This is a genomic window from Streptomyces sp. NBC_01450, assembly GCF_036227505.1.
GTDB lineage: Bacteria > Actinomycetota > Actinomycetes > Streptomycetales > Streptomycetaceae > Streptomyces.
The window spans coordinates 1,964,242-1,987,977 of sequence record NZ_CP109481.1 but is presented as its reverse complement, the minus strand read 5'-3'; the positions used below and the strand labels follow the sequence as shown (position 1 = coordinate 1,987,977).

Here is a 23,736-nt window from a genome sequence, read left to right as displayed (position 1 = left end):
GACCGTCAGGCTGTGCGGGTGGCTGAACGGCTACGCGTCCGTGAGATCGATGACGACGAGGGTCGGCGGTTGCTGCGGACTGTCCGCCGCGGCACGGGGTCGGTGGTGACCTGGCGCCGGGCCCGGATGGTGCCACACCCGCCTGAAGCTCAAGCGGCTGACCGAGCGCGGAATCCTGGCCGAGACCGAACAGGGCTTGTTCACCCAGCCGCAGCCGTAGCAGTAGCCGCCCAGTGACGCCACGGCAGGCCCGTTTGCCCCTCCCTGAAGGGAGAAGCGAACATCAACTCACGTACCACCTGCCGAGCTGACGACACGGCTCAGCGCGACGCGCGGCCAGTGCCCGCCGTGCCACGGGGAGTTCGTTGTAGCGCGGCACAAAAACCGTCCAGGGCAGGGCAATTGACGGAAAGCGGTGTTCTACTGCATTACATGCGCCTTACGGACGATACGCGGGACACGCTGTTCATGGGTGCGGTCGTCGGAGGGGGCGGGTCGGTGCTCCTCCTCGTCTTCGAGTTGTTCTGGCGATTTCCGTGGCAGCTGATAGTGCCCCTCGTCGCCGGCATGGTCGTATTCGGGGTTTTGCTCGCCGCCATGTCGCTGGGCGACGAACAGCGAGACGCGGACCGGCGGGAGAGCAGCCGCGTGAGCCTGCTCGCCTGGGCGTGCCTCAACGGGGGGCGTTGCGAGACCGACCCGGCGGCGTTCACCACCGACGGGGAAGGGTGGGAGCTGCCGGCCAGCCCCCTCTTTCGCGGCGCACTGCTGGCCGTGGGCCACCGGGAGGGCGTCGAGGTGGGCATCGCTTGCGCCATGAGCGAGGACCCCAAGGCGGAATCCGTTTGGTACATGACGGTCCTGGTCCGCCTCCGCGAGGAGCATTCGCCTGCACGGGTGCAATACCGGAAAATACACCGACTGGGCCTGCCGCCGGACGTGGAGTCGGTGGCGATGGCCGGCCGGGGACTGTGCGTGCGATACGCGGGCTGGCCGGAGGATTTTGTGGCGCTGAACAGGCAGGTCGACGCAGTCGTTCGGCTGGCGGCGAGCCTGCAGGAGGCATGACGCGGACGCAGACTCGTCCACTGTCTCGGCTCCGGCTCCCCTCCATAAACGTTGCTCGCCTGACCTGCAAAGTCCGCAAGCCCCTCAACGGACACTGGCAGCCGGTGCGGCCCTGGTCGGGGAGCGTGTCGACGATCTCCCGCATCTCGTACCGGCCCTGGTGACCGCTGGCCGAGGGGTGTGCGGCAGATTGCGCCGATGACGAGCGGCCCTGGCCGGTGAGAAACTGTCGTAGACATGCCGTAGCGTCACGTCAGCGGTGTCGGCAGGTGGTTTTGTGAAGGCAGGGTTAGCCGGCGTGCTCGTCGCCGCCTCGCTGCAGGACTCGTCAGCGTCGACAGCGCGCGGTGTCGTGACCTTGGCGCTGTTCGTGGTGGGCCTGGTGGTGATGGTCTCGGGATTCATCATCGGTGAGGACTCCGCGGATGGTGATCGCGCGTGGCTGCTGTGGCTATGGTGTGGGCTGTTGATGATCGGGGCGGCGATCGCGCTCGTCTCCCTCGTCGTTGCCTTCTGGTACGTGGTCGTCTGCGCCGGGGGTGCCCTGATCCTTGCGGTCCCGCGGGGGCTGGTCCTGCTGATGGAACCTGCCTTCGAACGTGCCGGAGACAGTCCGTTGCCCTACGGCCTCAGCCGGGTCGGCGTTGGCGTCATCTGCCTTGCCGGGGCCGTCGTCAGTGCCGTGAAGGGTCACCCCTGGCTGGCGCCGCGGGGCCTACGCAGATTCCGCAACGATCCGGCGACGCCCGGATTGGCCAGGTAGACGCGGTCCCCGAACGGGCTCACCGCGATAGCGCGAGGAGCCTCCTTCAGCATCATCGGCGGCGAGTTGATCCGCACCGGCGCCCCCTAACGGCACGAGTCCGGGCCCGAATCCTTCCGTCGCCGCGTCGGTAGTGCCGGAACCCGGGCGCGGGCAGTTGGGTGGAGGGTACGCGCTTCAGGCGATCGCAGCGTGACCGGATCGGGGGTCACGGCCACTGAGCACCGAATGGAACTCCGGACCCGTCGAAAGCGCAGTACACCGGATCATTCAGTGCTGAAGCGGCAAACGTTCGGCGTGCCGGATTCCCGCTCCTCCGAAAGCGCGTTCTCCTGGCGTGGCGCTCGGCAGTCGCCCCACACAACTTGGGCCAGACCCCCAATCACTTGCCACAAACAAGGGTGCGGCCCCTCTCTACGCCTTCGCGCCCGCCCAGGCCCTGAGCGCGGCACGGCGCGCTGCCGAGGAGGAAGGCCAAGACCAGGTCGTCCTCGCCCAGTTCGAAGACGGCCAGTTGGTGTGGAAGTTCTACCCCGTCAGAGGGGTGCCCGAGTCGCCCAACGCGAGGCCGGAACGGCCATCGGTGCCCGACCAGCAGACGACCCCACCGTTGGGGCCACCGTCGGTCTGACTGGGCGTTTGACGCGGCTACCGTGGGTGCACGGCGTAGGTCAGGTGCGTCACCCGCGACGACGGCTCCGAACGGACCGGCTCCAGCGCGACCCTGGACGCGTCCACGCCATCGAACAGGCGGGTGCCGGCGCCGAAAAGCACCGGTGACAGCGTGATCGAGAACTCGTCGACCAGGCCGGCGTTCAGGTACTCCAGGATCGTCGCGCCGCCGCCGGCGATGCGGACGTCGCGATCGCCGGCGGCCTCACGGGCCTGGTCGAGGGCGTGCTCGATGCCGTCGTCGACGAAGTGGAACGTGGTGCCGCCGGGCCGCTCCCACGGGTCACGCTTGGTGTGCGTCACGACGAAGACCGGGGTGTGGAAGGGCGCCTCCTCCGGCCATGACTGCTCGCCGAGGTCGAACATGCGCCTGCCCATGACGCTCGCGCCGGTGCGCTCGAACGTCTCCCGCGCGACGTCGTTGTCGCGGCCCTCCTCGCCGCCCTCGCCCAACTTCAGGTTCTCCCGGAAGAACCGCAGCGGGAACACCCACTGCTGCAACTCCGTCCACTGCGTCATCCAGCGCTGAACGTCCGGGTCGTCCTGCTTGCCGGGCGCGAAGAGCTCGTGTTCAACGGGCACGGACTCGGGCGCGATGAAGCCGTCCAGCGACATCGACACGCTGAAGAACACCTTCCTGGCCATCAGCCCTCCGCCCCCTTCCGCGCGAGGTGGGTGACGTAGTCCGCCAGGCTGCTCAGGGTCTGTCGGCCGCCCTCGATCGCGTGGCACTTCTCGACCGCCTCGTCGCGCAGTTCCTTGGTGGGGAACACCGTGCGCATCACGATCCGGGTCGCCGTGCCGTCCGGCGCGAAGGTCAGGACCGACTCGAAGGCGTTCGGGTCGTCGCGGGACTCACCGTGCAGCAGCTCGATCCGCTCCGGCGGGACGATCCGCAGCCAGCGGATCCACTCGGAGTAGTCGGTCCCGTCCGGCCCGTGCAGTACGAAGTCCCACTCCCCGCCCTCGCGGAACTCGAAGGACCGCGTGGTGGTGGTGAACCCCTCCGGACCCCACCACCGCGACAGGTGCCGGACCTCGGTGAACACCTCGAACACCAGCTCCCGCGGGGCGTCGATGAACCGGGAGACCACGATCTCCCGGTCGGCCGTCGCCGGCTCCCCCCGCGCTTCTTGTCTTGCCCCTGCCATCGGTCATTCCTCCTGCCGTGTCTGCTTGAGGTCCTGCACGTAGGTGTCCAGCCGGTCGAAACTCTCGTTCCAGAACCGCTCGAATCCGCCGGTCCACTCGTGGACCGGCCGCAGCCCGCGGGCGTCCAGGCCGTAGAGGCGCTGCTTGCCCGCCCCGCGGACCCGCACCAGCCCCACCTCCCGGAGCACCCTCAGGTGCTTGGACGCCCCCGGCTGGCTCATCCCCAGCTCCTGGGCCAGGTCGGTCACCGGCCGCTCACCCGCCCGCAGCAGCGCCAGGATCTCCCGGCGCTGCGGCTCCGCTATCGCGTTGAAGACGTCCGACGTCGTCGCTGCTCGTGCCATGGCAGCTATCGTATTCCCATATCGGAATACGTCAAGGCGGTTGGGAATCGGGGCAGTCCTGTCGGATGACGATTGTTTTGTCGTCACCTGAAGGTGTGTGGGGGCTGCGGCATCCCAGCCGGTCGGTGGGCTCGGGTGTGCTGGGCTGAACGTCGTGAGCGAGCGCAAGCCCTACAAGACCGACCTGTCCGACGAGGGCGCCACAGGTCGCTGAGCCGGAGGCGCCCCCTTCGTCCTGCCGGACGGGGTACGGCCATTTCGCCACCGCTTGCCGGTGCGGTAGTTGATCCCGACGATCCGGCACGCTTCGTAACTGGTCAGACCCTGGTCCATGAGCCGGAAGTACTCCTCCCGCTCACGGAGCAACTCCTCACGGCCTTGCGCCACCGTCCGCACCTTGCGGATCCCGAACTCCATCGCACCCCTTGAATCCATCGCACCCCTTGAACCGGGGTGTTGCGACGACTCCTGGAACCCAGGCTGCTGCGCCGGTGGGGGGCCTCACGGGTGCGTGCGGTGGTCAGCCGCGTTGGATGCTGCTCGGGTGAAGACGACGCGGAGTCGGCCGGGCCCGTCGTAGTCCTCCACGGCCTGCGCCGCGAAGCCGACGCTGCGGTGGAAGACGACGGAGACGTGGTGGGTCACCGACGTGACGGCCTTGAGGCGGACCGCGCCCTGTCGCCGTGCCGCCTCGGTGAACGCCTCGGTGAACGCCTCGTACAGACGGTGCCCCAGGCCGGTGCCGCGGGTGTCGTCGCGGGCCGCCTGCGCGACCAGACACGTGGAGCCGAACTCTCGCACGATGACCGGCTGGTGCAGCGCACGCAGGTCGCGCTCCCCCCAGTAGCGGGCGTGGTCGTCCAGGACCCGGTGGAGGTCGCCGACATCGGCCGTCACGATCTCGAACGGCATGCTCCGATCCTCGCGGACGCCCATGGCCACCGGGCCGCGCTGGTCAGCCCCTGCGGCGGCGGGCGAACAGCACCGCTCCGACGCCGAGCACGGCGAGGGCCCCGGCGGCCGCGGCGAGGGGGACGGTGGCGTTCGAGGTGCCGGTCTCGGCCATCTGCCCGTCGGTGTCCGACGGCGCGGCGGGCGGAGCGGACGTGGTGGCCGGCGGCGACGTCGGGGCGGCCGTTGCCACGTCCGTCGGTGAGGGCGTCGAGGTCGACGCGGTGGCGCTCGGCGTCGGCTTCGCGGTGGTGGGCTCCGGGGTCGGGCTGGTGGCTGTCCGCTGGATCCGGAAGGTGTCGTTGCCGTGGGCGACGCCCGCGCAGGCGACTTCCTTGCCGGTGTCCGGGAAGCGGTAAACGTCCGCGAAGGCGCCCGTGAAGTCGAACTCGGAGCCACCGAGCGTCTTCGGTACATCCTTGACGACGCGCACGCGCAGCTCGTACGTCCTCGTCTCGCCGGACTTCAACGCAGGCGCGTCGATCCTGCCGGAGCCATCCAGCGGCAGCCACCCGCCGTCCGCGGTCCGTGCCTCCACCTTCACGAAGTCGCTCATGTCGGCCAGCTCCGGGTCATCGGTCTCGAGCCAGGGGTCAACACTCGCCACGACCGCCGGCAGGTCCCGCTTGCCGACGTTCGTCACGGAGGCCCGGGCCGGCTGCCAGTCGCCGCCCGCCATCAGCACGGTGGCCGCCACGTCGACCGAGGCCGTCACCTCGTCCTGCTCGTAGCCGCCGTAGGCGGTCGACACATCGGTGCACTTGGGCAGGGACCCAGGGTCCTCCGCCGCACGGGCTGCGGGCGAGCCGGCGAACAGGGCGGCGGAGGCGGCGGCCGCGATCACGGCCGGACGGAACTTCATGGAAGGGGTCCTCACGGTGTGGGTGGAAGCATCGGGACGTTGCCTGCCGTACACCGTTCAGACATCCCACAAGTGCCCCGGGTTGTACGCCCACGGTTTCCTGGCCCGTTCCTCATCGGACCCCAACTCTGGCTGAAAGCCTGAATTTTGGTCCCGCCTGGGCCGCTACCGCTGTTCGGACGAAGTCGTCCATGCCCAACACGTTTGGAAAGCGTGTTGGGGGCAGCCCCTCACGAGTTCGAATCTCGTATCCTCCGCCAGTGCCTCACCGGGCACGAGCTTTGACAGCTGATGACCCTCATTAAGGTCCTCGTATGACGGAGACAGACGGGACACAACGCACGCCCAGGTAGGTCGAGGAACTCGAAACGGCCCATGAGTAGAAACCTGGGTACGAAGGCCCCCGGTCAGAACATGCCTCCGGCGGGGGCGCTCAGGCTCCGAGATGGCGGGGGCGCCGTTCGCGAGTGCCGGCCGCATAGTGGCGTGCGGGATGGGAGCTGGGGCGAGTGGTGGGTGAGGGAGGGAATCAGCGGCACCGCCCGCGCGATACGGTGCAGCCCCACGAGAGGACGACCATGCAAAACCCTGATCGAAGCGGCCTCATGGGCTGGGCCAAACGAGCTGCCATTCTGGTCTTGGTCGTCCTGTTCGCCGTTGACGCCATCGACCGCGCACGCCACGGAAGGCCCCTCGTGGGGATGTCCTGGGTGCTTCTGCTGATCTTGATGGAACCGGGTACGACGATCTGGCGTAAATGCCGGATCCGTTATAGCCGCAAGGAGCCGGCCACCCTTGAGCCGCCCGTGGCCAGCGGCAGCGCTGTACAGCAGCGAAGTACGGCAACCGATGCGATCGGAGCCGACCCTCCTCAGCCCCAGACGACCAATTGACGTGCCCGACAGACCCCTAGCTACTGACCGTCGCGCCTATAGATTCGCATCGAGCGTCGCACAGGTCGGCCGGCGACTTGACTCGACCAGTCAGGCTTCGCCGACCGCGTGGTCTCGTGACAGCAGGGACCCACGGAGGACGTCAGCGAGTGTGCCGAACACCCGCACGTCACCACTTCAGGTCAGCCCCCACCCTTTTTCGCGATCTCCGTTACTTGTCCGCTCGGTAGAGCTTGATGTCCTTGTTGACGAACAAGTGGACGTAGCCGCACCGCCAGCAGATCAGGCCCGTGGCGTTCTCGTCGGCCCATGCCAACTTCATGAACTCCATGCCGGCGCTGTTGAGCAGGACACGCCGCTCCCGGAACAAATCCCCTTGGCAGACCTGGCAGTTGAGCCAGGCCTCCCCCAGTGCTGCACGTACCGGCTTCGCCATCCCGTGAACTCCCCCGTTCTTGCCTAGTGGTCGGAACCGAGACTACGGGGCAGTGCGAGCCGCCCACAGCCCGCGTGAGCGCGCAACGGGGTCGTCTGCACGGGTCTCGCCATCTGGCGGCCAAGAGTGCGGCAGAGGTGCACACGTGCCCTCTGCGTGCCCGGTCGAACAGCAACCAGCGGGGAGCAGCGGGGATCCTCGGCGAGTTCCCCGAGAACCCGCAGCTCAGCGTCTCGCCAGCTCAGCCCTCATCCGGTTACGCGATCTTCCAAACTGGTGCTCTACGGCACTGCTGGACCACAGACCAAAGCCGTTCCGCCCGTGCAGTAGCCTTCCCATGGAGGGGTGCCATGTCCGCGTGGATCATGTTGGGTTCCGGCTGCGTTTTCGTCATTCTGGGCGTGTTGACCTTGAACGGCCGGGGAACCGCGGCGTATGCGCCGTCACCCAGGGCTGGTTGGGGTTGGATAGCGATGGCCGGTGGGCCCGTCCTGGACGGAGGACCCAAACTCCTCGGCCTCTCTTCCGGAGCGGCGATGGATCTTTCCACCGTAGCTCTGGGGCTTGTCGTGCTCGGTGCGGTGCTTCTGGTCCGGGGCGGAGCATTCGCCAGGGCTCGTCGTGCCGGCGACGGCGACTGAGCGCCGCTCCCAGCCTCACTCCTAAAGCGGTTGGCCAGCGGCAACCCGTGCCCTCCGGGTACCGGGTAGGTGGGACCTGGGCGGCGACGTTCGGCCAAGCCATCAAGGCTCCGCCGACCTCTCGGACCCGCACCCGAGGTGGCCCGGATTCTTGGATGGCAGGGATCAGTTCCACAGCACGTCAACCGCGGCACGGAGCCTCCCGCGCCAGGCGAGTGCTCGAAAATCAGCCCGCAGAAGCGTGCGCGACCACAGCCAGGCATGACGGCGGCTGCTTCCTGAAATGTCACCACTGCACGCAGCCGCTAGCACGCCAACCACCGGGATACCCATGATCATCACCAGCACCGGCAGGATGCCGCCCTCTACGCTGACCACAACCTCGCCGAGGAAAAGCGTTCCGGCGACCACTCCCGCCAGAAGCCGACGGATCAGCCCATGCGAGGTCAGCCAGCCGGGCGCGAGTGCCAATGTCGCGCCGACTACCAGACCCAGCGCCGCACCCACGAGCAGACTGCCACCCATGAGGATCACTTCCGAGAGGAGAGCCGAAGGCACACCGTGCCCGTGCCTCAGCGCCAACGCGACCATCACGGCAGCCGTCCAAACGACGCCCCAGCCCAGCGCGCAGACCCCTCCGACAACCAGGCCGAACCGCAGACCTCGCGTCAGTACGTCACACTTCACCGAACCCCCCTCACGTCGCCGTGCCGGCATGATGCTCTACATGGCCGCGCGAGGGTCGAGGGGGTCGGGGTCGACGGTCGGGGTCTGACACCAGCGGTTGACACCAACGGCGGCGAACAGCGGCGGTCGCAGCCGCACTTTTGCGGACCAGCGATAGAGGTGGATGGTGAGTTGTTCAAGGTTCCCACCCACGGTGATTGACCTGATAAAGATGAGGCCATAGATCAAATCCTGTGCTCGACGCGGGGTGCCGACCGCAACCGATGGACGGCGCCCCGCTGGCTTGCATCAGTGGTTGAGGCTCGACCGACCTTGCCGGATGCAGCAAGCCACATGACATGGCGATCAAGGTTTGCCACATGGTTTGGGCAGGTGCGGAGCTTCCCCCTGGGAGACCTCGTGACCTACGATCACGCCCTAGATCACCAGGAAGTCATCGCAGCCAGGGGGGCATCATGGACTTCTTTATCGGCATCCTTCTGATCATTTTTGTGGCACCGCTGGTCGGGATCATCGGCCGGTGGATCGAGAACGCTGGTCGCGAAGGCTTGGGCAAAGCACTCTCTATCGGTGGATACCTGCTGGTGCTCGGAATCGCCGGATGGTTGATCATCCGTAGCTTCTGACTTCAAGTGGCAACCTCCTGGCGCGGATGCGCGCGGTACAGCACTGAAGTACAGCAACCACAACCATCGTCCGTGCCCGGCAGTGCTCTTCAAAGGCGCAAGGCGAACCTGTATGACCGTTCTTGACTGATCCACATAGAGCTACGGATCAGAAGGTCCAGCCGAGGTCTAGCCGTCACAGCCGTTGGCCCGCCTGCGCCCAGAACCGGGGGCCGGTGGGCGCCAGCAGTCACCGATGCCGCCCGCTACTTCCCTTCGTCGACGCCGGGACCGATCATGAGGTTCATGGTGTCAAGCATCGTCGTTCAGTACACCGATCTCCTACGGACCAGCGAGTACGACCTCTGGCGCAGGTTGCGAGAGCTGTTGAAGGGCCAGGGACTCGACCCAGACCGGACGGTTGTCGTCGATCTCCTGCAAGAGGCCCCAGACCACGAGGACGGGCAGGTCATCTCCGCCGACGGCAGAGTCTTCAAGTTCAGTCTCTTCTACGACCAGGCATCCGAGGACGGCGCCCAGAGCGCGGTGCTTCACGGCTGGACCGATATCACTGACCGCTGGCGGACCGGATCGCGGGCTGCTCTCACTGCGGGCGCCTTCGCATGGATGGCCCAGCTCGAAGGGCGAGGTTGATCTACAGCGCGAGCGAAGAGGTTGGCCCCCCGCTGTGTGTCTACCGGTAGTTCGTTAAATCCGGCGGTGGTGTGGGTTGACGGCAGGTCGGGTTGGTCGTAGGCCGGTGGTAGGAGTCAACTGCCTTGCTGGGGGCTGCATATGACCGCTCGCCGTCCGTGTCCGCCTGTGCCGGGGCCGTTGGAGGAGTATGCGGCCCGGTTCGACGACCTCTTCTTCAGCCTGGCACAGCGGCGGGGTTTCGTGAGTACCTGACCGGGTTGCTGGCGCCGCGGGAGCGGAACAAGACGATCACCTGTCTGGCAGGGGCGGAGCCGGTGACGGGTGCGGGGATGCCGGGGGTGCAGCGGCTGCAGTTCTTCCTGTCCGAGTCCCCCTGGGAGGCCGAGCAGGTCAACGACCGGCGGCTCGAGCTGTTGCGCGAACAGTCGGCGACGGCTCCGCACCACGGTGGGGTCCTCGTGATCGACGATTCCGGTGACCGCAAGGACGGCACGGCGACCGCGCATGTCGGCCGGCAGTGGCTGGGCCGGCTGGGCAAGACGGACAACGGCATCGTCACGGTGACCACGGTGTGGACCGACGGCCGCGTGTACTACCCGCTGCACGCGACTCCCTACACCCCTGCCCGTCACTTCGCCCGCGGCCGGTCCGACCCGGCCTTCCGCACGAAACCGCAGCTGGCCGCAGCCCTCGCGGCCCGCGGGAAGGAGGCGGGCTTCGGCTGCCGGGCGGTGGTCACCGACTGCGCCTACTCCGTCAGTGACGACTGGTACCTCGCACTGCGCGAGGCCGGCCTGGCCTACGTGGTCGCGCTCAAGCCGCACCGCGGCACCTGGGCCCCGGCCCACCAGCCACACACCCCTATCGAAGCTGCCCACGTCCTGACCTGGAAGGATGCCAAGCGTCCGGGCGACTGGACACCCGTGGAGCGTCACTTCCGCGACGGGCACACCGAAACCTGGTGGGCCGCCGATGCCCGCCTGGGCGGCTACGGACCCGACTCACCCTGCCGGCTGGTCGTGGCCACCACCGACCCGGCCGGCCTGCCGGAGAAGGCCACCTGGTACCTGGCCACCAACCTGCCCCACCCCGACGCCCCCCACGCCCCCACCAGCCCTCACCCGCCGGCCGACCTCGCCGAGATCGTCCGCCTCTACGGACTGCGGCCGTGGATCGAGCAGAGCTACAAACAGGTCAAGGACGAACTCGGCTGGGCCGACGTCCAAGTCCGCACCGACCACGCCATCCGCCGCCACCAGACCCTGGTCAACTGCGCCTTCTCCTTCTGCTGGGACCAGTGGTTCGCCCCACCCGGACCCCTGGATGACACCGCGCCGGACCCCTGCCCCGACGAGGGGGCAGAGAGGGGGACCGACCTTGTCCCACCGGCCCCAACTGCCTTGCTGGCCCAGGGCCTTACGCGCCATCCGTTCCTGGCTCACGCCCGCCATCACCATCAACCGATGGTGGCGAGCCTGGACGGACACAGACCCACCCCCCGACCTTCAGGCCCTGATCGACGCGGTCACCACCGGACACGGCATTGACCTCTACCGCCGGATTTAACGAACTACCGGTAACAACGTCCGTTCATCGCCCAGACGTGCCCTCTGAAGCCGCTCTGTGCTCCCACGCGGGCACGTGCAAAGAAACCCCGCCAGGAATTACCTGGCGGGGTTCGACCTCATCGATCTGTCGAGATCACTCTTCGTTCAAGGCAGCTCGCAGGTAGGCGATCAGATCACCGGCCGGCACCTCGACCCAGCTGGCCCCTGGCACCCCTACGCGCATGACCTCATAGAGTTCCCCGTTCACCTCGTCCACCAGAACCTGACGGCTCCTTCCGTCCATCGCATCCACGCACAGGCGCACGGCACCGTGCGAGATGGTCGGGAACATGTCCCGCAGTACCTCATCCGCACGGAGGCGGCGCAGGAGGTTCCATTGGCGCCGGTTGAAGTCGGACGACAGGAGTTCAGCCCACTGCGAAGAGGTGGGCTCTCCGCGTTCGAGCGCCCCGACGAATTCGTCGAGCTCCATGAACTCGAATCTCTCCTCCAGCTCGTCGAGCGGTATGCCTTCCCGCCATGCGGCGACCGCTTCCACAAGCAATCCAAGATCCCCCGTGGAGCCGATCTCCCAGTCGAACCCGGGAATGCCGACACTCAACCGGAAAAGGCGTTCCTCGGTCGCAGGATCGACCGACAGGAAACCCCTCGCCGTTTGGATGCTGACGACGTCGACGGCCCACGGTCCCAGCCCGGTGTCGCACCCGCGCAGCTGTGCTGCCTCTCGCATGGCTGGCCCAAGGCCACCCGAAGCAGTCACGTCCGGGTACAGGTCTTTCCGGTGGGCGTCCATATTCATCGGATTCCTTAACAGTGGTGACAGTACCCGAATTTGCCCCCGTCTACGGGCTTAAGTTTCCCCAACTTTGACAGATCCGGCATATCCGTCGGCTTGAACTGCATGGTGCCATCGGAACGCGGATAATAGAACTTTACCGAAATCCACGCACGTTGACCATTGGCAACGGCTCTCGCGATCAAGGACATCTCGTAGTCTGTGGAATGGCCGGCTTCACCAGCCAGCAGGCCGCGCTTGGCAGCGTCCATGAAGTCTCCGAATCGTTCCAGTCCCGTCATGTTGACGTGCAGCTCCACGTTCGGGTCGGCGATGGCCTTCCTCGCCAGCGGAGCGAAATCCTGCGCGCGCGATGGAGAAGGTGGTGAACTTGTTCTCGGGAAGCCGAGCCCACGCGTCGAGCGCCCCATCTCTCTGCCACCCCAAGGCGACCTTGCAGTTGTGAACAAGGATCGGGGTGGCGCCCGCGAGCACGAAGAACGTGTGCAGGTCGTCGACGGTGAGGTCGTAGACCGTACGGGGAGTCAGGCCCGAGCGGTCGAGGAGGGCGGTCACCGGGTGGACGGAGCCGTCCGATGTGCGCAGCCGGTCGCCGACGTGCAGGTCGGAAACCAGCGTCCACCCGCGGTCCACCACATAGAACTTGTGGCCGGCGGTGCTGGCCAGCTTCCCCCCGTCGGCAACGGTGATGTCCACCAGCCGCTGGGTGTCGTGCTTGAAGGTGTCGGTCACCTGCCGCGTCTGTAGCCGGCCGGTGGCCGGATCCATGGCCGTGAGGCGGTCCCCCAAACGTAGTGACGACATGCGCGGCTTCGTGGTCCTGCCCAAGCGGTGGATCGTCGAGCGGTTCTTCGCCCACCTGATGCAAAGTCGCCGCCTGGTGCGCGCCTTCGAGCGCTGCACCGCCAGCGCCGAGGCAATGGTCTACTGGTCGATGACCCTGCTCATGACCCGCCGCCTTGCCCGGCCACACCCCTCACGCGTGTGAACCGGTCCGTCGCCGGGGCTCTTGGCCCAGGCCAGGTGGGCACCTGAGATCATTCGCACATGAGCTACGACCTGGCCGTGTGGGACGGAAAGCTGCCACCCGGCGACGAAGCCGGCGCGGTCTTCGACGAGCTTTACGAGCGCTACCTCGATTCTGACGACGAGATCGCCGAGCTCTCGCCGCGCATCGAGACCTATGTCGAGGCCCTCGTCGAGCGGTATCCAGATGATGTCGCCGGCAGCCCCTGGGCGTCACCGCCCGTCATGGGCGAGGCCTCGGGCCCGATCGTCTATCTGCTCATGTCCTACAGCAGGGCGGAGGAAGTCTCCGAGTATGCGGCTGCCCTGGCACGCGAGCACGGGCTCGTCTGCTACGACCCCCAGGGAGAAACCCTGCGGGTCTGACGGTCGCCGTTCACAATGCCCCGCCTTGTCCGGCCACGCCCCGCGAGAGCGAGAACCGACCTGGCACCGGCTCGACCAGCCACCCCCGGGCCACCATCCGCTTCGCCTTCGACCGCAACGCTTCCACCTCTGACGGCACCACCTCCAGGCCGAAGCAGACGGCCATCTCCTGGCAGGAAAGCGGACCTTGACCAAGTCGGTGGCGGTCGGCGAGGACGCGCAGGATGCGTTGGTAGTCCACCGACAGCGCCGACCGAGCCAGCCCCGCACGCCACATCGGCACCACCGACTTCGACTTCGCCGGTTCCGAAGCCCCGGCGGGCACCGGCTGTTCACCGCCATCCGGCAGGTCCACAGCGACATCAGGACCGGCGACGTCACCCTCGCCTGGGGCCAGTACCTCGCCGACACGCGAGCAGGCGATGACCCACTCGTTCCAATCGCGCTCGGCCACGGACAGCTCGGCCTGGATCCGATCGGCCTCCTCCCGCAGTTCGTCCACACGACGGCGAGCGGCGCACTCGCGCTGTTCCAGCAGTCCCACGACCGACGGCATTCCTGACCTCCACTGGAGCGACGACACAACAGGTCACCATTGCAACGGAACCGCCGCCCCTATGCCTGACCAGCGAAAATGCAGTCCCCAAGCTCGGAAAGACAACGGCTTCTAATGCTGACATCAACGGCTAGGAACAGCCGCAGCTACCAGCGCCCCCCTGGCCCCAGTGCACGCAGGATGGGCCCACCGTGCCAGTGATGGATCGAACTCCTACAGCGGGTGTCACAGGTTCGAATTCTGCCGGGGGGCACAGAGAGAAGGGCCAGCTCAGGAGGGTTTCCCTCCCAGGCTGGCCCTTCACCGTTTCCGGCGCCGTGCCACACGCGTGGCACGTCCGGGTGAAGTCCTTGTCGACCTTGCCCGAGGGGTCTCCCCCGCCGTCGCGGATGGCGAGGGCCCGATCACGGTCGCCGGTCATGTGCTGATAGAGCAGCGCGGCCCGCGAGCTGCTGTGGCCCATCCGCGTCATCAGCTCCCGGGTGCTGGCCCCAGGGGCCGCAGCGAGCTACGGCCCTGAGTAGAGACCTGGACACGCGGACCCTGGCGTCCAGGTCGTTCGTACAGTGGCGCGCTCCACCTGGACGCCCTGAACCACGCCCGCTCCACAGTGTGTGGGTCGACGACAGACGGGATGGGAGCTGGGGTGAGCGGTGGGTGAGGGAAGGATCAGCGGTGCCGCGGTGTGCGGTCAGCCAAGTCGACCAACCAGAAGCCGAACAACTCGACAACAACGGCGGACGCCTTCACCGCCAAGCCAAGGTGTGGCGTGTTGGTCAAAAGGTCGCCACTCAGATAGGCGATGAGTGCGGCAGCCAGGATCAGCTGTGCCCAACCGAACAGAACCGGGCGGCGGACGCTGCTACGGAACCACGCCGGCACCCAGCCCCGAACAAGGGTGGCCACTCCCCCGACGAGCAGCGCTAGCTTGTAGAGGTTGCCCTTCAGCTCCGCCTCGAACTGCTCGATCGACTCGCCGTCGACGCCGGCCGCTCTCCCGTTCGCCCTGACCCTGAGATACGCCTCCCAGACGACATGCTTTGAGATCTCGAACGGCTTCGGCCCACTCATCCGGCTCCTCCCGGCACCGCCCGTTGACCGCCAAGCAGGCCAGGATGATCCGTCCCCTTCGCTCCATCCGCGTTACTGGGATCGACGATCGAGAGCTCGACGTCTCACCGCCTACCGTGCACGAGCTCGTCAGGTATGCCTGGGCGGCTGGGACGCCGCATGCTTGCAGCAGGACGACCGTTCCCTTGAGACCGCGCAGTAGCTCGGGATGCTGTCGGCTGAGCTGGTTGCCGCATGCGCAGTGCCGTCCAGACGCCCAGGCCGTCACGGCCTTACGAATCCAGGTTCACCCAGAGGTGATAGTTGCTGGTGGTGCTGCTCTTCTGGCAGTACCAGTCGGAGTAGACGCCAGCCCTCCCGACTGACCTGCATGCGGCCTCGGTTCGGAAGGTACCCATGTCGGTGTACACCCTCGCCTCAGAGGATGCGGATGCCGCCTGCGCGGTGGCGACAGTACCACCGGCGCTGGTCTCCGCCTGAGCGGTCGCGGTGCCGCCCACCAGCATGGTGACTCCCAGAGCGATACCGGTGAACAACAGTCGTGCTCGCATACGTATTCTCCTTCGTTGCATGACGGATACCAGTCAATCTCCCCTTTTTCAGGGAGATGTTCTGTGTTGCGAGGTATTTGCGGATCGGTATCTGGCGAAAATCTGCATGGCGGATACCGATCCCACTCGCCCCAACCGAGCCTCGTGACCGTCCAGCAGTCCATCGCCGGCCGGCTTCCCGGGGCTCGCAATATCGAGTTCAGCGGGCGGCGCATTGTTTGGCATGGCTGGTCAGGCGGCCAAACAATGGCCGGACGCGACCTTTCAGGGCTTGCGACGGGTCCATAGCTTCTCTGGTCGGTGGTGCGGGGCGACTGACGGGAGTTGAGACGTGGCGGGGCGTCGTGAGGTGCCGGTAGACCCTGGGGCGGGTCCGGTGCAGCGATTCGCTTTCGAGTTACGCAAACTCCGCGCCGAGGCGGGCGGGACCACCTACCGGGAGATGGCGCAGCGGGCCGGGTACTCGATCACGACGCTGTCGCAGGCAGCCGGCGGCGAGCAGTTGCCCACACTGGCGGTGGTGCTGGCCTACGTCGCGGCGTGCGGGGGCGATGCGGTGGAGTGGGAGGCCCGGTGGAAGCAGGTCGTGGACGAGGCCGCCGCCGCGGGCTCGGAGGAAGGCGAGGGGGAGGGTGCGGAGCCTCCGTACAAGGGGCTGGCGCGGTTCAGGACCGGGGACCGGGACCGCTTCTTCGGCCGCGACAGACTCACGGCCGACCTGCTGGAGCTGGTGCGCCGCCAGCGGTTCGCGGCCCTGTTCGGCCCTTCCGGCAGCGGCAAGTCGTCCCTGCTGCGCGCCGGCCTGATTCCCGCCCTCCAGCACACGTCGGAAGGGGATCTTCGACCGGCCGGGATCCGGATCCTGACCCCCGGGGAGCATCCGGCGCGAAAGCACGGCCGACTCCTGGGGAGCCCAGCGGACACCGGCCCGGGCCACGGCGGCGCGGGCGCGGACACGTTCGTGATCGTCGACCAGTTCGAGGAAGTCTTCACCCTCTGCCAGGATCCCGCCGAGCGTTCCCGCTTCATCGGCCTGCTGCTGGCCGCCCGTCGGCCCGAGAACCGGTTACGTGTCCTCATCGCCGTACGGGCCGACTTCTATGACCGCTGCGCCCAACTCCCGGCCCTCGCTGACGCGTTGGGCAACGCCCACCTGCTGGCCGGCCCCATGAACGCGGCGGAACTGCGCGAAGCGGTCGTCAAGCCCGCCACTGCGGCCGGACTGACCGTCGAACGTGCTCTGACCGCCCGGCTGGTCGAAGAGGTCACCGGCGCGCCGGGCGGGCTGCCGCTGCTGTCGCACGTGCTGCTGGAGACCTGGCGCCGCCGCCGCGGCAAGACACTCACCATGACCGGCTACGAAGCAGCCGGCGGCCTCGTCGGCGCCATCGCCAAAACCGCCGAAGAGATCCATGGCCGCTTCACCGACGATCAGGCGGCGACCGCACGACGTCTGCTGCTGCGTCTGGTCACCCCCGGCGACGGCACCCCTGACACCCGAAGACCCGCCCAGCACGCGGAACTGCAGGACGTCGGCGGGCAGCAAACCGCCCAGGTCCTGGAGGCACTCACCCGCGCACGGCTGCTCACCCAGGACGACGACACCGTCGACCTCGCCCACGAAGCCCTGCTCACCGCCTGGCCCCGGCTACGCAACTGGATCGAACACGACCGCGAACGCCTGCGCGCCCACCGCAAACTCACCGAAGCCGCCCACGCCTGGGAGGAACTGGGCCACGATGCAGGCGCTTTGTACCGCGGCAGCCGCCTCGCCACCGTCCAAGAACACTTCGGCCCCGAGCCGTGCGCCGACCTCACCGCGCTCGAGAACGCCTTTCTCACCACCAGCCTCCAGGCCCACGACAGCGAACAGCGCGCTGCCGCCCGCGCCACCCGACGCCTGCGCGCACTGACCGCATCCCTGTCCATCCTGCTGGTCCTGGCAGTCACCGCGAGCCTGATCGCCTGGCAGCAGAGCCGGACCAGCGACCAGCAACGGCGCAGCGCCGACACCGCACGGCAGGTCGCCCTGTCCCGCCAGCTCGCCGCACAGTCCGCCGCCCTCATCACCACCAACTCCGACCTGGCCTCCCTGCTGGCCGTCCAGGCCTACCGAACCAGCCCGACCACCCAGGCCACAGAAAGCCTTTACGCTGCCGCAGCCATGCCTCTGAAGCACCGGCTCACCGGCCAGCGCGGCGCAGCAGTGACCTCGGTAGCATTCAGCCCCGACGGCCGCACCCTGGCCACCACCGGGGACAGTGAGGAGCGACTGTGGCTGTGGGACGCGCACACCGGCCGCCTCCGCAGAAGCTTCGGTTGGCCAGGCAGGCAGAACGACGCTGCTGCCCTGGTGACGTTCACCCCGGACGGACGGACTCTCACCACCGCCAGCAGCCTGGGACATGGGGTGGATCTGTGGAACGTGGCTACCGGCCACACTCGCAAGAATCTCCTGGCGGATCCCGAAACTTCGGTCTCCCAGGATCCCGAGGCCACTACGGAGGCGTTGAGTCCAAACGGGCGTATCCTTGCGGTCGCCAGCCAGGATGGCACGCTACGACTGTGGGACACGGCCACCGGCCGCCTGCGAAGGTCGCTGGCCACACCCTCCGGGACCGCTGCGGGCGTGACCTCTCTGGCCTTCAGTCCCGACGGACGCACCCTGGCCACCGGCGGCGACGACCGCACCATACGCCTGTGGGACACCGGCACCGGCCGCCCACGGGCTACCCTCCCACCGCTCAGCGGCATCGTGACCTCGGTCGCGTTCAACACGGACGGCCGCATCCTGGCGGCCGGCGGCCAGGATGGCACGCTGCGACTGTGGGACACGGCCACCGGCCGCCTGCGGAGAGCTCTGGCCACAGGCTCCGACGCGGCAGGCTCCGAGGCCACCGTCAGATTGACCTCCCTGGCCTTCAGTCCCGACGGACGCACCCTGGCCACCGGCGGCGACGACCGCACCATACGCCTGTGGGACACCAGCACCGGCCGCCTCACGAAGAGCCTGGCCGGCCATGCCCACGGCGTGCGCTCCGTGGCCTTCAGCCCGGACGGAAGCATGCTGGCCACCGGCGATGAGGACGGCAACGTGCGGCTGTGGGGCATGACCGCCGGCGCGTCCCGGTCTGTTCTCGGCGGCCCCCTCATGAAAGCGGACGTGATGGCGTTCAGCCCGGACGGAAGCGAACTGGCCACCACCAGTACCGGTATCAAACCGGTGCGGGTGTGGGATACAGCAGCGGGCCGCCTCCGCGAGAGCCTGGGCCCGGGCACCGTTTCATTGGTCACCTCGGTGGCCTTCGGCCCGGACGGGCGCACCCTGGCCACCGCCAACAGCTCAGGGTTCGGAGCGGACGTGTGGGACACGGGGGTCGGCCGCCTGCGGGTGAGCCTGGGCAAGGACGCAGTTCCCTCCGTCACCTCGGTGGCGTTCAGCCCGGACGGGCACACCGTGGCCATGGGCAGCACCGCCATCGGAGTGCAACTGTGGAACACAGGCACCGGAAGGGTCCTCAGGAGCCTGGCTGGCGATACCGCCGCGGTCACCTCGGTGGCGTTCAGCCCGGACGGGCACACCCTCGCGGTCGGCGGGGAAGACGGTTCGGTGCGGCTGTGGGATCCGGGCACGGGCCGCGCGCGCGAGAGCCTGGCCGGGAACAACAGTGCAGTGACCTCGGTGATGTTCAGCCCGGACGGGCGCACACTGGCCGCCGGCGGCAGCAAGGACCGCACCATACAGGTGTGGGACACAGCCACCGGCCACCACCGCGCAAGCCTGCCCGGATACACCGGCGAGGCGGGATCGATGGCCTTCAGCCCGGACAGCCGCATCCTGGCCGTCGGCGCCATCGACGGCACGGTGCGACTCTGGGACACGGCCGCCGGCAGCGCCCTGGCCACACTCACCGGGCACACGAGCACTGTGCTCGCGCTGGTGTTCAGCGCAGACGGCCGCACCCTGCTCACCGGCAGCGCCGACCAGACCCTTCGCAGGTGGGATGTGGCCCTGCCCGTGCCCGCTGCGGCAATCGACCAGATCTGCCAGGCCATCGGCCGCGACCTCACCGCAAATGAACGCTCAACCTACCTACCGGACCAGCCACCTCACACCACGTGCCAGGCGTGAGCCTGGAGCCTGGCGGATGACCGGTTCTGGCGATGGTTTGTTGACGGCGGGTTCGTGCGGGAGCAGGCCGTGAGGTGAAGGCGTCAACTTCGGCCTGGGGAGCCTGAGATGACGGAGCGACTGCCGTGTCCGCCCGCGCCCGGTCCGCTGGAAGAGTACGCCGCTCGCTTCGATGATCCCTTCGGCACGCTGGCCCGGCGACGCGGGGTTCCGTGAGTACCTGGCCGGGCTGCTGCTGCCCCGCGATCGCAGCAAGACGCTGGCCTGCCTGGCCGGCGCCGAACCGGTGGCCGGTGCCCAAGTCGTGCGGCTCGCCTGTACTGGCTTCCTCGCTCATGCCACCCCTTGCCACGCCTCCGGGCCAAAGGATCCCTTGATGTCTGAGGCGATGGTCGCGGCGTTCACCAGCGAGGGAAGCTGGTAGACGATGGTTTTCAGCGGGCCGCGCACCGCGAGTTGAACGGGATTCTGGCCGGGGTGGGCACCCATGATGCGTTTGAGTTCGTTGATGCACGGCTCGTTGATGCGGTGATAGGGCAGCCGAAGCTGGACGGGGGCCGCGCCGTCGCGTTCGACGGAGGTCACGTCGAGGACCTGCAGTTCCTGCCCGAAGATGCTGATGGCGCCGTCGCGGTCGTTGACGCGGCCTTGCACGGTGATGACGCTGTCCTCCACCAGGGCGGCGGCGACCATCTGGTAGGTGGCGGGGAAGAAGAGGACCTCGATCGTCCCGTCACGGTCGGCGAGGTTGACGATGGCCCAGGCGTTGCCTTGTTTGGTCATCTTGGGCTGGACGCTGGTGATCAGGCCGGAGAGGCGGACCACGCCTTCGGTGCGCCCTGACGCCAGCAGGTCCACGATGGTGGTGTCGCGGTTGTTGGACAGGATGTGTTCGGTGCCGTCCAGCGGGTGCGCGGAGACGTACATGCCGAGCATCTCGCGTTCGATGGACAGCAGTTGTTTGCGGGGCCATTCGTCGTCGCTGACCGGCACGTCCAGGCTGAAGCTGTCGTCGCCGGCTGCGTCGCCGAGGCCGGCGAAGAGATCGTCCTGTCCGTAGGCGGCTGCCTTCTTGAGCGGGACGACTGCGTCGATGGCGCTCTCGTGGGCGGCGGACAGTCCCTTGCGGGTGTGTCCGAGGGAGTCGAAGGCGCCGGATCTGATGAGGGATTCCACGGCCCGCTTGTTCAGCGCGGGCAGGTCGACCTTGTCGAGGAAGTCTGAGAACGAAGTGAACTTCCCTTTGGACTTGCGGGCCGCGATGATCGATTCGATGACGTTGTCGCCCACGTTGCGCACGGACAGCAGTCCGAAGCGGACGTCGTCGCCCACGGCCGCGAACTCGGCGAGCGACTCGTTCACATCCGGCGCGAGGACGGTGACGCCGAGCTTGCGGGCATCGGCGAGGTAGATGCCGGCCTTGTCCTTGTCGTCACCGACAGAGGTGAGCAGGGCCGCCATGTACTCGGCCGGGTAGTTGGCCTTGAGGTAGGCGGTCCAGTAGGAGACGAGTCCGTAGCCCGCGGTGTGGGACTTGTTGAACGCGTAGCCGGAGAACGGGAGCATGACGTCCCAGATCGCCTTGATGGACTCTTCCGAGTAGTCGTTGTCGGCCATGCCGTCGTGGAACTTCTGCCACTCGGCGGCCAGCACCTCGGGCTTCTTCTTGCCCATCGCGCGGCGCAGCATGTCGGCGCCACCGAGCGTGTAGCCGGCCAGGGTCCGGGCGATGGCCATGATCTGCTCTTGGAAGATGAGCAGGTGGTGGGTGGAGCCCAGGATCGGGTCCAGGACTTCCTTCAGCTCGGGATGGATCGGGTCCGGGTCCTGCTTGCCGTTCTGCCGCAGCGCGTAGTTGGTGTGCGCGTTGGCGGCCATCGGGCCGGGCCGGTACAGGGCGAGGGCGGCCGCGATGTCTTCGAAGCGGGAGGGCTCCATCAGCTTCAGCAGCGCGCGCATGCCGCCGCCGTCGAGCTGGAACACGCCGAACGTGTCGCCGCGGCCGAGAAGCTCGAAGGTCTTCTTGTCATCCAGCGGGATCACGGTGACGCTGGTGTCGCCGTTGCCCGGGTCGACGGTGGCCAGCTTGACGCCGCGGTTGTCGCGGATGTTCGTCAGCGCGTGGTCGATCACGCCCAGGTTGCGCAGGCCCAGGAAGTCCATCTTGACCAGCCCCATGTTTTCGCAGCTGGGGTAGTCAAAGCCGGTGATCTTGACGCCGTCCTTGGCGCGCATGTGCAGCGGGATGCGCTCGGTCAGCTTCGTCTTGGACAGGATGACCGCGGCCGCGTGCACACCGGTGCCGCGGGTCAGGCCTTCGACACCCTTGGCGGTGTCGATGACCTTCTTCACCTCCGGCTCGTTCTCGTACATCGTCCGGATTTCGCCGGCCTCGCCGTAGCGCGGGTGCGCGGAGTCGAAGATGCCGTCCAGCGGGATCGACTTGCCCATGATGTCCGGCGGGAGCGCCTTGGTGATGCGCTCGCCGTGCTGGAAGGGGTAGCCGAGGATGCGGGACGAGTCCTTGATCGCGTTCTTGGCTTTGATCTTGCCGAAGGTGTTGACCATGGCGGTGTACTCGTCGCCGTACTTCTCGGTGACGTAGCGGACCATGGCGTCGCGCTGGCGGTCGTCGAAGTCGAGGTCGACATCGGGCGGGTTGATGCGCTCAGGGTTCAAGAAGCGTTCGAAGAGCAGGCCGTGCTCGAGCGGGCACAGCTCGGTGATGCGGGTCGCGTACGCGACGATCGAGCCGGTGGCCGACCCGCGGCCGGGCCCGACCGGGATTCCGTTGTCGCGGGCGTGGCGGCAGATGTCGGCGACCACGAGGAAGTAGGAGGAGAAGCCCATGGGGCCGATGACCGTCATCTCGGTCTCGAAGCGCTCCATGACCTCGGCCGGGATCGGGTCGCCGTAGCGCATGGCCAGGCCCTTGAGGCATTCCTTGCGCAGCCAGGACTCCTGCGTCTCCCCCTCCGGCACGTCCGGGTACTGCGGCATCTCGTCGACGTTCTCGAAGACGGAGTCGTAGGACTCGATGCGCTCGGCGATCAGGAGGGTGTTGTCGCAGGCCTCCGGCAGCTCCGCAAACAGCTCCCGCATCTCGGCGGCGGTCTTGAGGTAATAGCCGCTGCCCTGGAACCGGAACCGCTTGGGGTCGTCCTTGTTCTTGCCCACCCCGATGCACAGCAGGTTGTCATGCGCGTCGGCCTGGTCCTCGTGCACATAGTGTGCGTCGTTCGTGGCCAGCAGCGGAATGTTCAGATCCTTGGCCAGCCGCAACAGCCCGTCGCGGACGTCCTTCTCGATGGACAGCCCATGGTCCATCAGCTCCAGGAAGTAACTCTCCTTGCCGAAGATGTCCTGGTAGGCGGCAGCGACTTCACGGGCCTCGTCGTACTGGTTCAGCCGCAGCCGCGTCTGGATCGCCCCGGACGGGCAGCCCGTCGTGGCGATGATGCCGCCCGCGTGCTCGCTGATCAGCTCCATGTCCATCCGCGGCTTGCCGGCGGGGAACTGACCGGTGTAACTGGCCTCGGTGGACAGGTAGAAGAGGTTCTTCAGGCCCTGGACGTTCTGCGCCCACATCGTCATGTGCGTGAACCGGCCACCGCCGGAGACGTCCTTCGAGCCCTCGCCGTCGTCCGACATGGCCCGCTGGCCGCCCGGACCCCAGAACTCCTGCTTGCGGTTCCGGCGCGAGGACGGCGCGACGTAGGCCTCGATCCCGATGATCGGCTTGACGCCGTCGACACCCTTGGACACCTGATGGAACTCGTACGCACCGAACATGTTGCCGTGGTCGCTCATGGCGACGGCCGGCATGCCCTGACGCTCGACTTCGGCGAACATCGGCTTGAGCTTCTGCGCGCCGTCGAGCATCGAATATTCGGTGTGATTGTGCAGGTGAACAAAGGAATCCGTCACTGGGAGGGCACC

The 23,736-nt window shown here is 67.4% G+C and carries 19 protein-coding genes and 6 pseudogenes; 10 read left to right on the top strand and 15 right to left on the bottom strand.

Annotation, left to right across the window (positions count from 1 at the left end; genetic code table 11):
* Window positions 1–18: 18 nt before the first annotated feature.
* The 3 genes and pseudogenes from OG568_RS57700 to OG568_RS57685 all read left to right on the top strand — a co-directional run.
* Window positions 19–132 (top strand): annotated as a pseudogene (locus OG568_RS57700) (IS630 family transposase); the annotation flags it as partial.
* A 300-nt stretch (window positions 133–432) separates the two neighbouring features.
* Complete coding sequence (locus OG568_RS57695) at window positions 433–1,068, top strand: hypothetical protein (protein ID WP_329537973.1); 636 nt, start codon at window positions 433–435, stop codon at window positions 1,066–1,068.
* 298 nt (window positions 1,069–1,366) lie between these two features.
* Window positions 1,367–1,831: a hypothetical protein gene (locus OG568_RS57685; protein WP_329537972.1), complete on the top strand. Its 465-nt coding sequence runs from the start codon at window positions 1,367–1,369 to the stop codon at window positions 1,829–1,831.
* A 648-nt stretch (window positions 1,832–2,479) separates the two neighbouring features.
* Here the strand turns inward: OG568_RS57685 and OG568_RS57680 are convergent.
* The 9 genes and pseudogenes from OG568_RS57680 to OG568_RS57640 form a co-directional block, all read right to left on the bottom strand.
* A complete protein-coding gene (locus tag OG568_RS57680) occupies window positions 2,480–3,148 on the bottom strand; it encodes a dihydrofolate reductase family protein (protein WP_329537971.1) in 669 nt (222 codons plus the stop codon).
* Complete coding sequence (locus tag OG568_RS57675; RefSeq protein ID WP_329537970.1) at window positions 3,148–3,654, bottom strand: SRPBCC family protein; 507 nt, start codon at window positions 3,652–3,654, stop codon at window positions 3,148–3,150. The genes OG568_RS57680 and OG568_RS57675 overlap by 1 nt, the downstream gene beginning before the upstream one ends.
* Window positions 3,655–3,657: 3 nt before the next feature.
* A complete protein-coding gene (locus tag OG568_RS57670; RefSeq protein WP_329537969.1) occupies window positions 3,658–3,999 on the bottom strand; it encodes an ArsR/SmtB family transcription factor in 342 nt (113 codons plus the stop codon).
* 189 nt (window positions 4,000–4,188) lie between these two features.
* Window positions 4,189–4,416 (bottom strand): annotated as a pseudogene (locus tag OG568_RS57665) (IS30 family transposase); the annotation flags it as partial.
* A gap of 84 nt (window positions 4,417–4,500) precedes the next feature.
* Window positions 4,501–4,911, bottom strand: a complete 411-nt coding sequence (locus OG568_RS57660; protein WP_329537968.1) for a GNAT family N-acetyltransferase — start codon at window positions 4,909–4,911, stop codon at window positions 4,501–4,503.
* A gap of 43 nt (window positions 4,912–4,954) precedes the next feature.
* Window positions 4,955–5,812, bottom strand: coding sequence for an LPXTG cell wall anchor domain-containing protein (locus OG568_RS57655; protein WP_329537967.1), 858 nt, complete (start codon window positions 5,810–5,812; stop codon window positions 4,955–4,957).
* Window positions 5,813–6,916: 1,104 nt separating this feature from the next.
* The gene (locus OG568_RS57650; protein ID WP_329537966.1) at window positions 6,917–7,141 is read right to left on the bottom strand and encodes a hypothetical protein; all 225 of its coding nucleotides are present in this window, start codon (window positions 7,139–7,141) and stop codon (window positions 6,917–6,919) included.
* Window positions 7,142–7,947: 806 nt separating this feature from the next.
* On the bottom strand, window positions 7,948–8,469 hold the full coding sequence (locus tag OG568_RS57645; protein ID WP_329537965.1) for a hypothetical protein: 522 nt from the start codon (window positions 8,467–8,469) through the stop codon (window positions 7,948–7,950).
* Window positions 8,470–8,505: 36 nt separating this feature from the next.
* On the bottom strand, window positions 8,506–8,661 hold the full coding sequence (locus OG568_RS57640) for a hypothetical protein (protein ID WP_329537964.1): 156 nt from the start codon (window positions 8,659–8,661) through the stop codon (window positions 8,506–8,508).
* Between the two features lie 263 nt (window positions 8,662–8,924).
* On the opposite strand from OG568_RS57640, the gene OG568_RS57635 reads away from it, so the two are divergent.
* From OG568_RS57635 to OG568_RS57625, 3 genes and pseudogenes are all read left to right on the top strand, one after another.
* Window positions 8,925–9,095: a hypothetical protein gene (locus OG568_RS57635; protein ID WP_329537963.1), complete on the top strand. Its 171-nt coding sequence runs from the start codon at window positions 8,925–8,927 to the stop codon at window positions 9,093–9,095.
* Between the two features lie 285 nt (window positions 9,096–9,380).
* Window positions 9,381–9,728 carry a hypothetical protein gene (locus OG568_RS57630; RefSeq protein WP_329537962.1) on the top strand — a complete coding sequence of 116 codons (348 nt, stop codon included), beginning with the start codon at window positions 9,381–9,383 and terminating at the stop codon, window positions 9,726–9,728.
* Window positions 9,729–9,869: 141 nt separating this feature from the next.
* Window positions 9,870–11,278, top strand: a pseudogene (locus OG568_RS57625) (IS701 family transposase).
* A gap of 154 nt (window positions 11,279–11,432) precedes the next feature.
* Here OG568_RS57625 and OG568_RS57620 read toward each other — a convergent pair.
* A complete protein-coding gene (locus OG568_RS57620) occupies window positions 11,433–12,098 on the bottom strand; it encodes a hypothetical protein (protein WP_329537960.1) in 666 nt (221 codons plus the stop codon).
* A 213-nt stretch (window positions 12,099–12,311) separates the two neighbouring features.
* Complete coding sequence (locus tag OG568_RS57615; RefSeq protein ID WP_329537959.1) at window positions 12,312–12,863, bottom strand: polymorphic toxin-type HINT domain-containing protein; 552 nt, start codon at window positions 12,861–12,863, stop codon at window positions 12,312–12,314.
* Window positions 12,864–12,885: 22 nt separating this feature from the next.
* Between OG568_RS57615 and OG568_RS57610 the strand changes: the two are divergent.
* Both OG568_RS57610 and OG568_RS57605 read left to right on the top strand, forming a co-directional pair.
* A pseudogene (locus OG568_RS57610) lies at window positions 12,886–13,083 on the top strand (IS5 family transposase); the annotation flags it as partial.
* A gap of 59 nt (window positions 13,084–13,142) precedes the next feature.
* Window positions 13,143–13,487: a hypothetical protein gene (locus OG568_RS57605; RefSeq protein WP_266436001.1), complete on the top strand. Its 345-nt coding sequence runs from the start codon at window positions 13,143–13,145 to the stop codon at window positions 13,485–13,487.
* Window positions 13,488–13,497: 10 nt separating this feature from the next.
* Here OG568_RS57605 and OG568_RS57600 read toward each other — a convergent pair whose 3' ends face one another.
* The 3 genes and pseudogenes from OG568_RS57600 to OG568_RS57585 form a co-directional block, all read right to left on the bottom strand.
* Window positions 13,498–14,043, bottom strand: coding sequence for a hypothetical protein (locus OG568_RS57600; protein WP_329537958.1), 546 nt, complete (start codon window positions 14,041–14,043; stop codon window positions 13,498–13,500).
* Between the two features lie 924 nt (window positions 14,044–14,967).
* Window positions 14,968–15,114: pseudogene (locus tag OG568_RS57590) on the bottom strand (group II intron reverse transcriptase/maturase); the annotation flags it as partial.
* A gap of 272 nt (window positions 15,115–15,386) precedes the next feature.
* The gene (locus OG568_RS57585) at window positions 15,387–15,665 is read right to left on the bottom strand and encodes a hypothetical protein (protein ID WP_329537956.1); all 279 of its coding nucleotides are present in this window, start codon (window positions 15,663–15,665) and stop codon (window positions 15,387–15,389) included.
* Window positions 15,666–16,041: 376 nt separating this feature from the next.
* Here OG568_RS57585 and OG568_RS57580 point away from each other — a divergent pair, with 376 nt between their 5' ends.
* Together OG568_RS57580 and OG568_RS62005 are read left to right on the top strand one after the other, a co-directional pair.
* Window positions 16,042–19,797, top strand: coding sequence for an nSTAND1 domain-containing NTPase (locus OG568_RS57580; protein ID WP_329537955.1), 3,756 nt, complete (start codon window positions 16,042–16,044; stop codon window positions 19,795–19,797).
* A gap of 108 nt (window positions 19,798–19,905) precedes the next feature.
* Window positions 19,906–20,098, top strand: a pseudogene (locus tag OG568_RS62005) (IS701 family transposase); the annotation flags it as partial.
* A 32-nt stretch (window positions 20,099–20,130) separates the two neighbouring features.
* Here the strand turns inward: OG568_RS62005 and dnaE are convergent.
* Entirely contained in the window at window positions 20,131–23,724 is a 3,594-nt protein-coding gene (gene dnaE, locus OG568_RS57575; protein ID WP_329537954.1) for a DNA polymerase III subunit alpha, read from the bottom strand.
* Window positions 23,725–23,736: the final 12 nt, after the last annotated feature.

Coding starts and splice junctions, on each gene's coding strand:
- OG568_RS57670 (WP_329537969.1), bottom strand. CDS start 3,999: ATGGCACGAGCAGCGACGACGTCGGACGTCTTCAACGCGATAGCGGAG.
- OG568_RS57630 (WP_329537962.1), top strand. CDS start 9,381: ATGGTGTCAAGCATCGTCGTTCAGTACACCGATCTCCTACGGACCAGC.
- OG568_RS57650 (WP_329537966.1), bottom strand. CDS start 7,141: ATGGCGAAGCCGGTACGTGCAGCACTGGGGGAGGCCTGGCTCAACTGC.
- OG568_RS57615 (WP_329537959.1), bottom strand. CDS start 12,863: ATGGATCCGGCCACCGGCCGGCTACAGACGCGGCAGGTGACCGACACC.
- OG568_RS57605 (WP_266436001.1), top strand. CDS start 13,143: ATGAGCTACGACCTGGCCGTGTGGGACGGAAAGCTGCCACCCGGCGAC.
- OG568_RS57600 (WP_329537958.1), bottom strand. CDS start 14,043: ATGCCGTCGGTCGTGGGACTGCTGGAACAGCGCGAGTGCGCCGCTCGC.
- OG568_RS57680 (WP_329537971.1), bottom strand. CDS start 3,148: ATGGCCAGGAAGGTGTTCTTCAGCGTGTCGATGTCGCTGGACGGCTTC.
- OG568_RS57620 (WP_329537960.1), bottom strand. CDS start 12,098: ATGAATATGGACGCCCACCGGAAAGACCTGTACCCGGACGTGACTGCT.
- OG568_RS57655 (WP_329537967.1), bottom strand. CDS start 5,812: ATGAAGTTCCGTCCGGCCGTGATCGCGGCCGCCGCCTCCGCCGCCCTG.
- OG568_RS57660 (WP_329537968.1), bottom strand. CDS start 4,911: ATGCCGTTCGAGATCGTGACGGCCGATGTCGGCGACCTCCACCGGGTC.
- OG568_RS57675 (WP_329537970.1), bottom strand. CDS start 3,654: ATGGCAGGGGCAAGACAAGAAGCGCGGGGGGAGCCGGCGACGGCCGAC.
- OG568_RS57635 (WP_329537963.1), top strand. CDS start 8,925: ATGGACTTCTTTATCGGCATCCTTCTGATCATTTTTGTGGCACCGCTG.
- OG568_RS57695 (WP_329537973.1), top strand. CDS start 433: ATGCGCCTTACGGACGATACGCGGGACACGCTGTTCATGGGTGCGGTC.
- OG568_RS57585 (WP_329537956.1), bottom strand. CDS start 15,665: ATGCGAGCACGACTGTTGTTCACCGGTATCGCTCTGGGAGTCACCATG.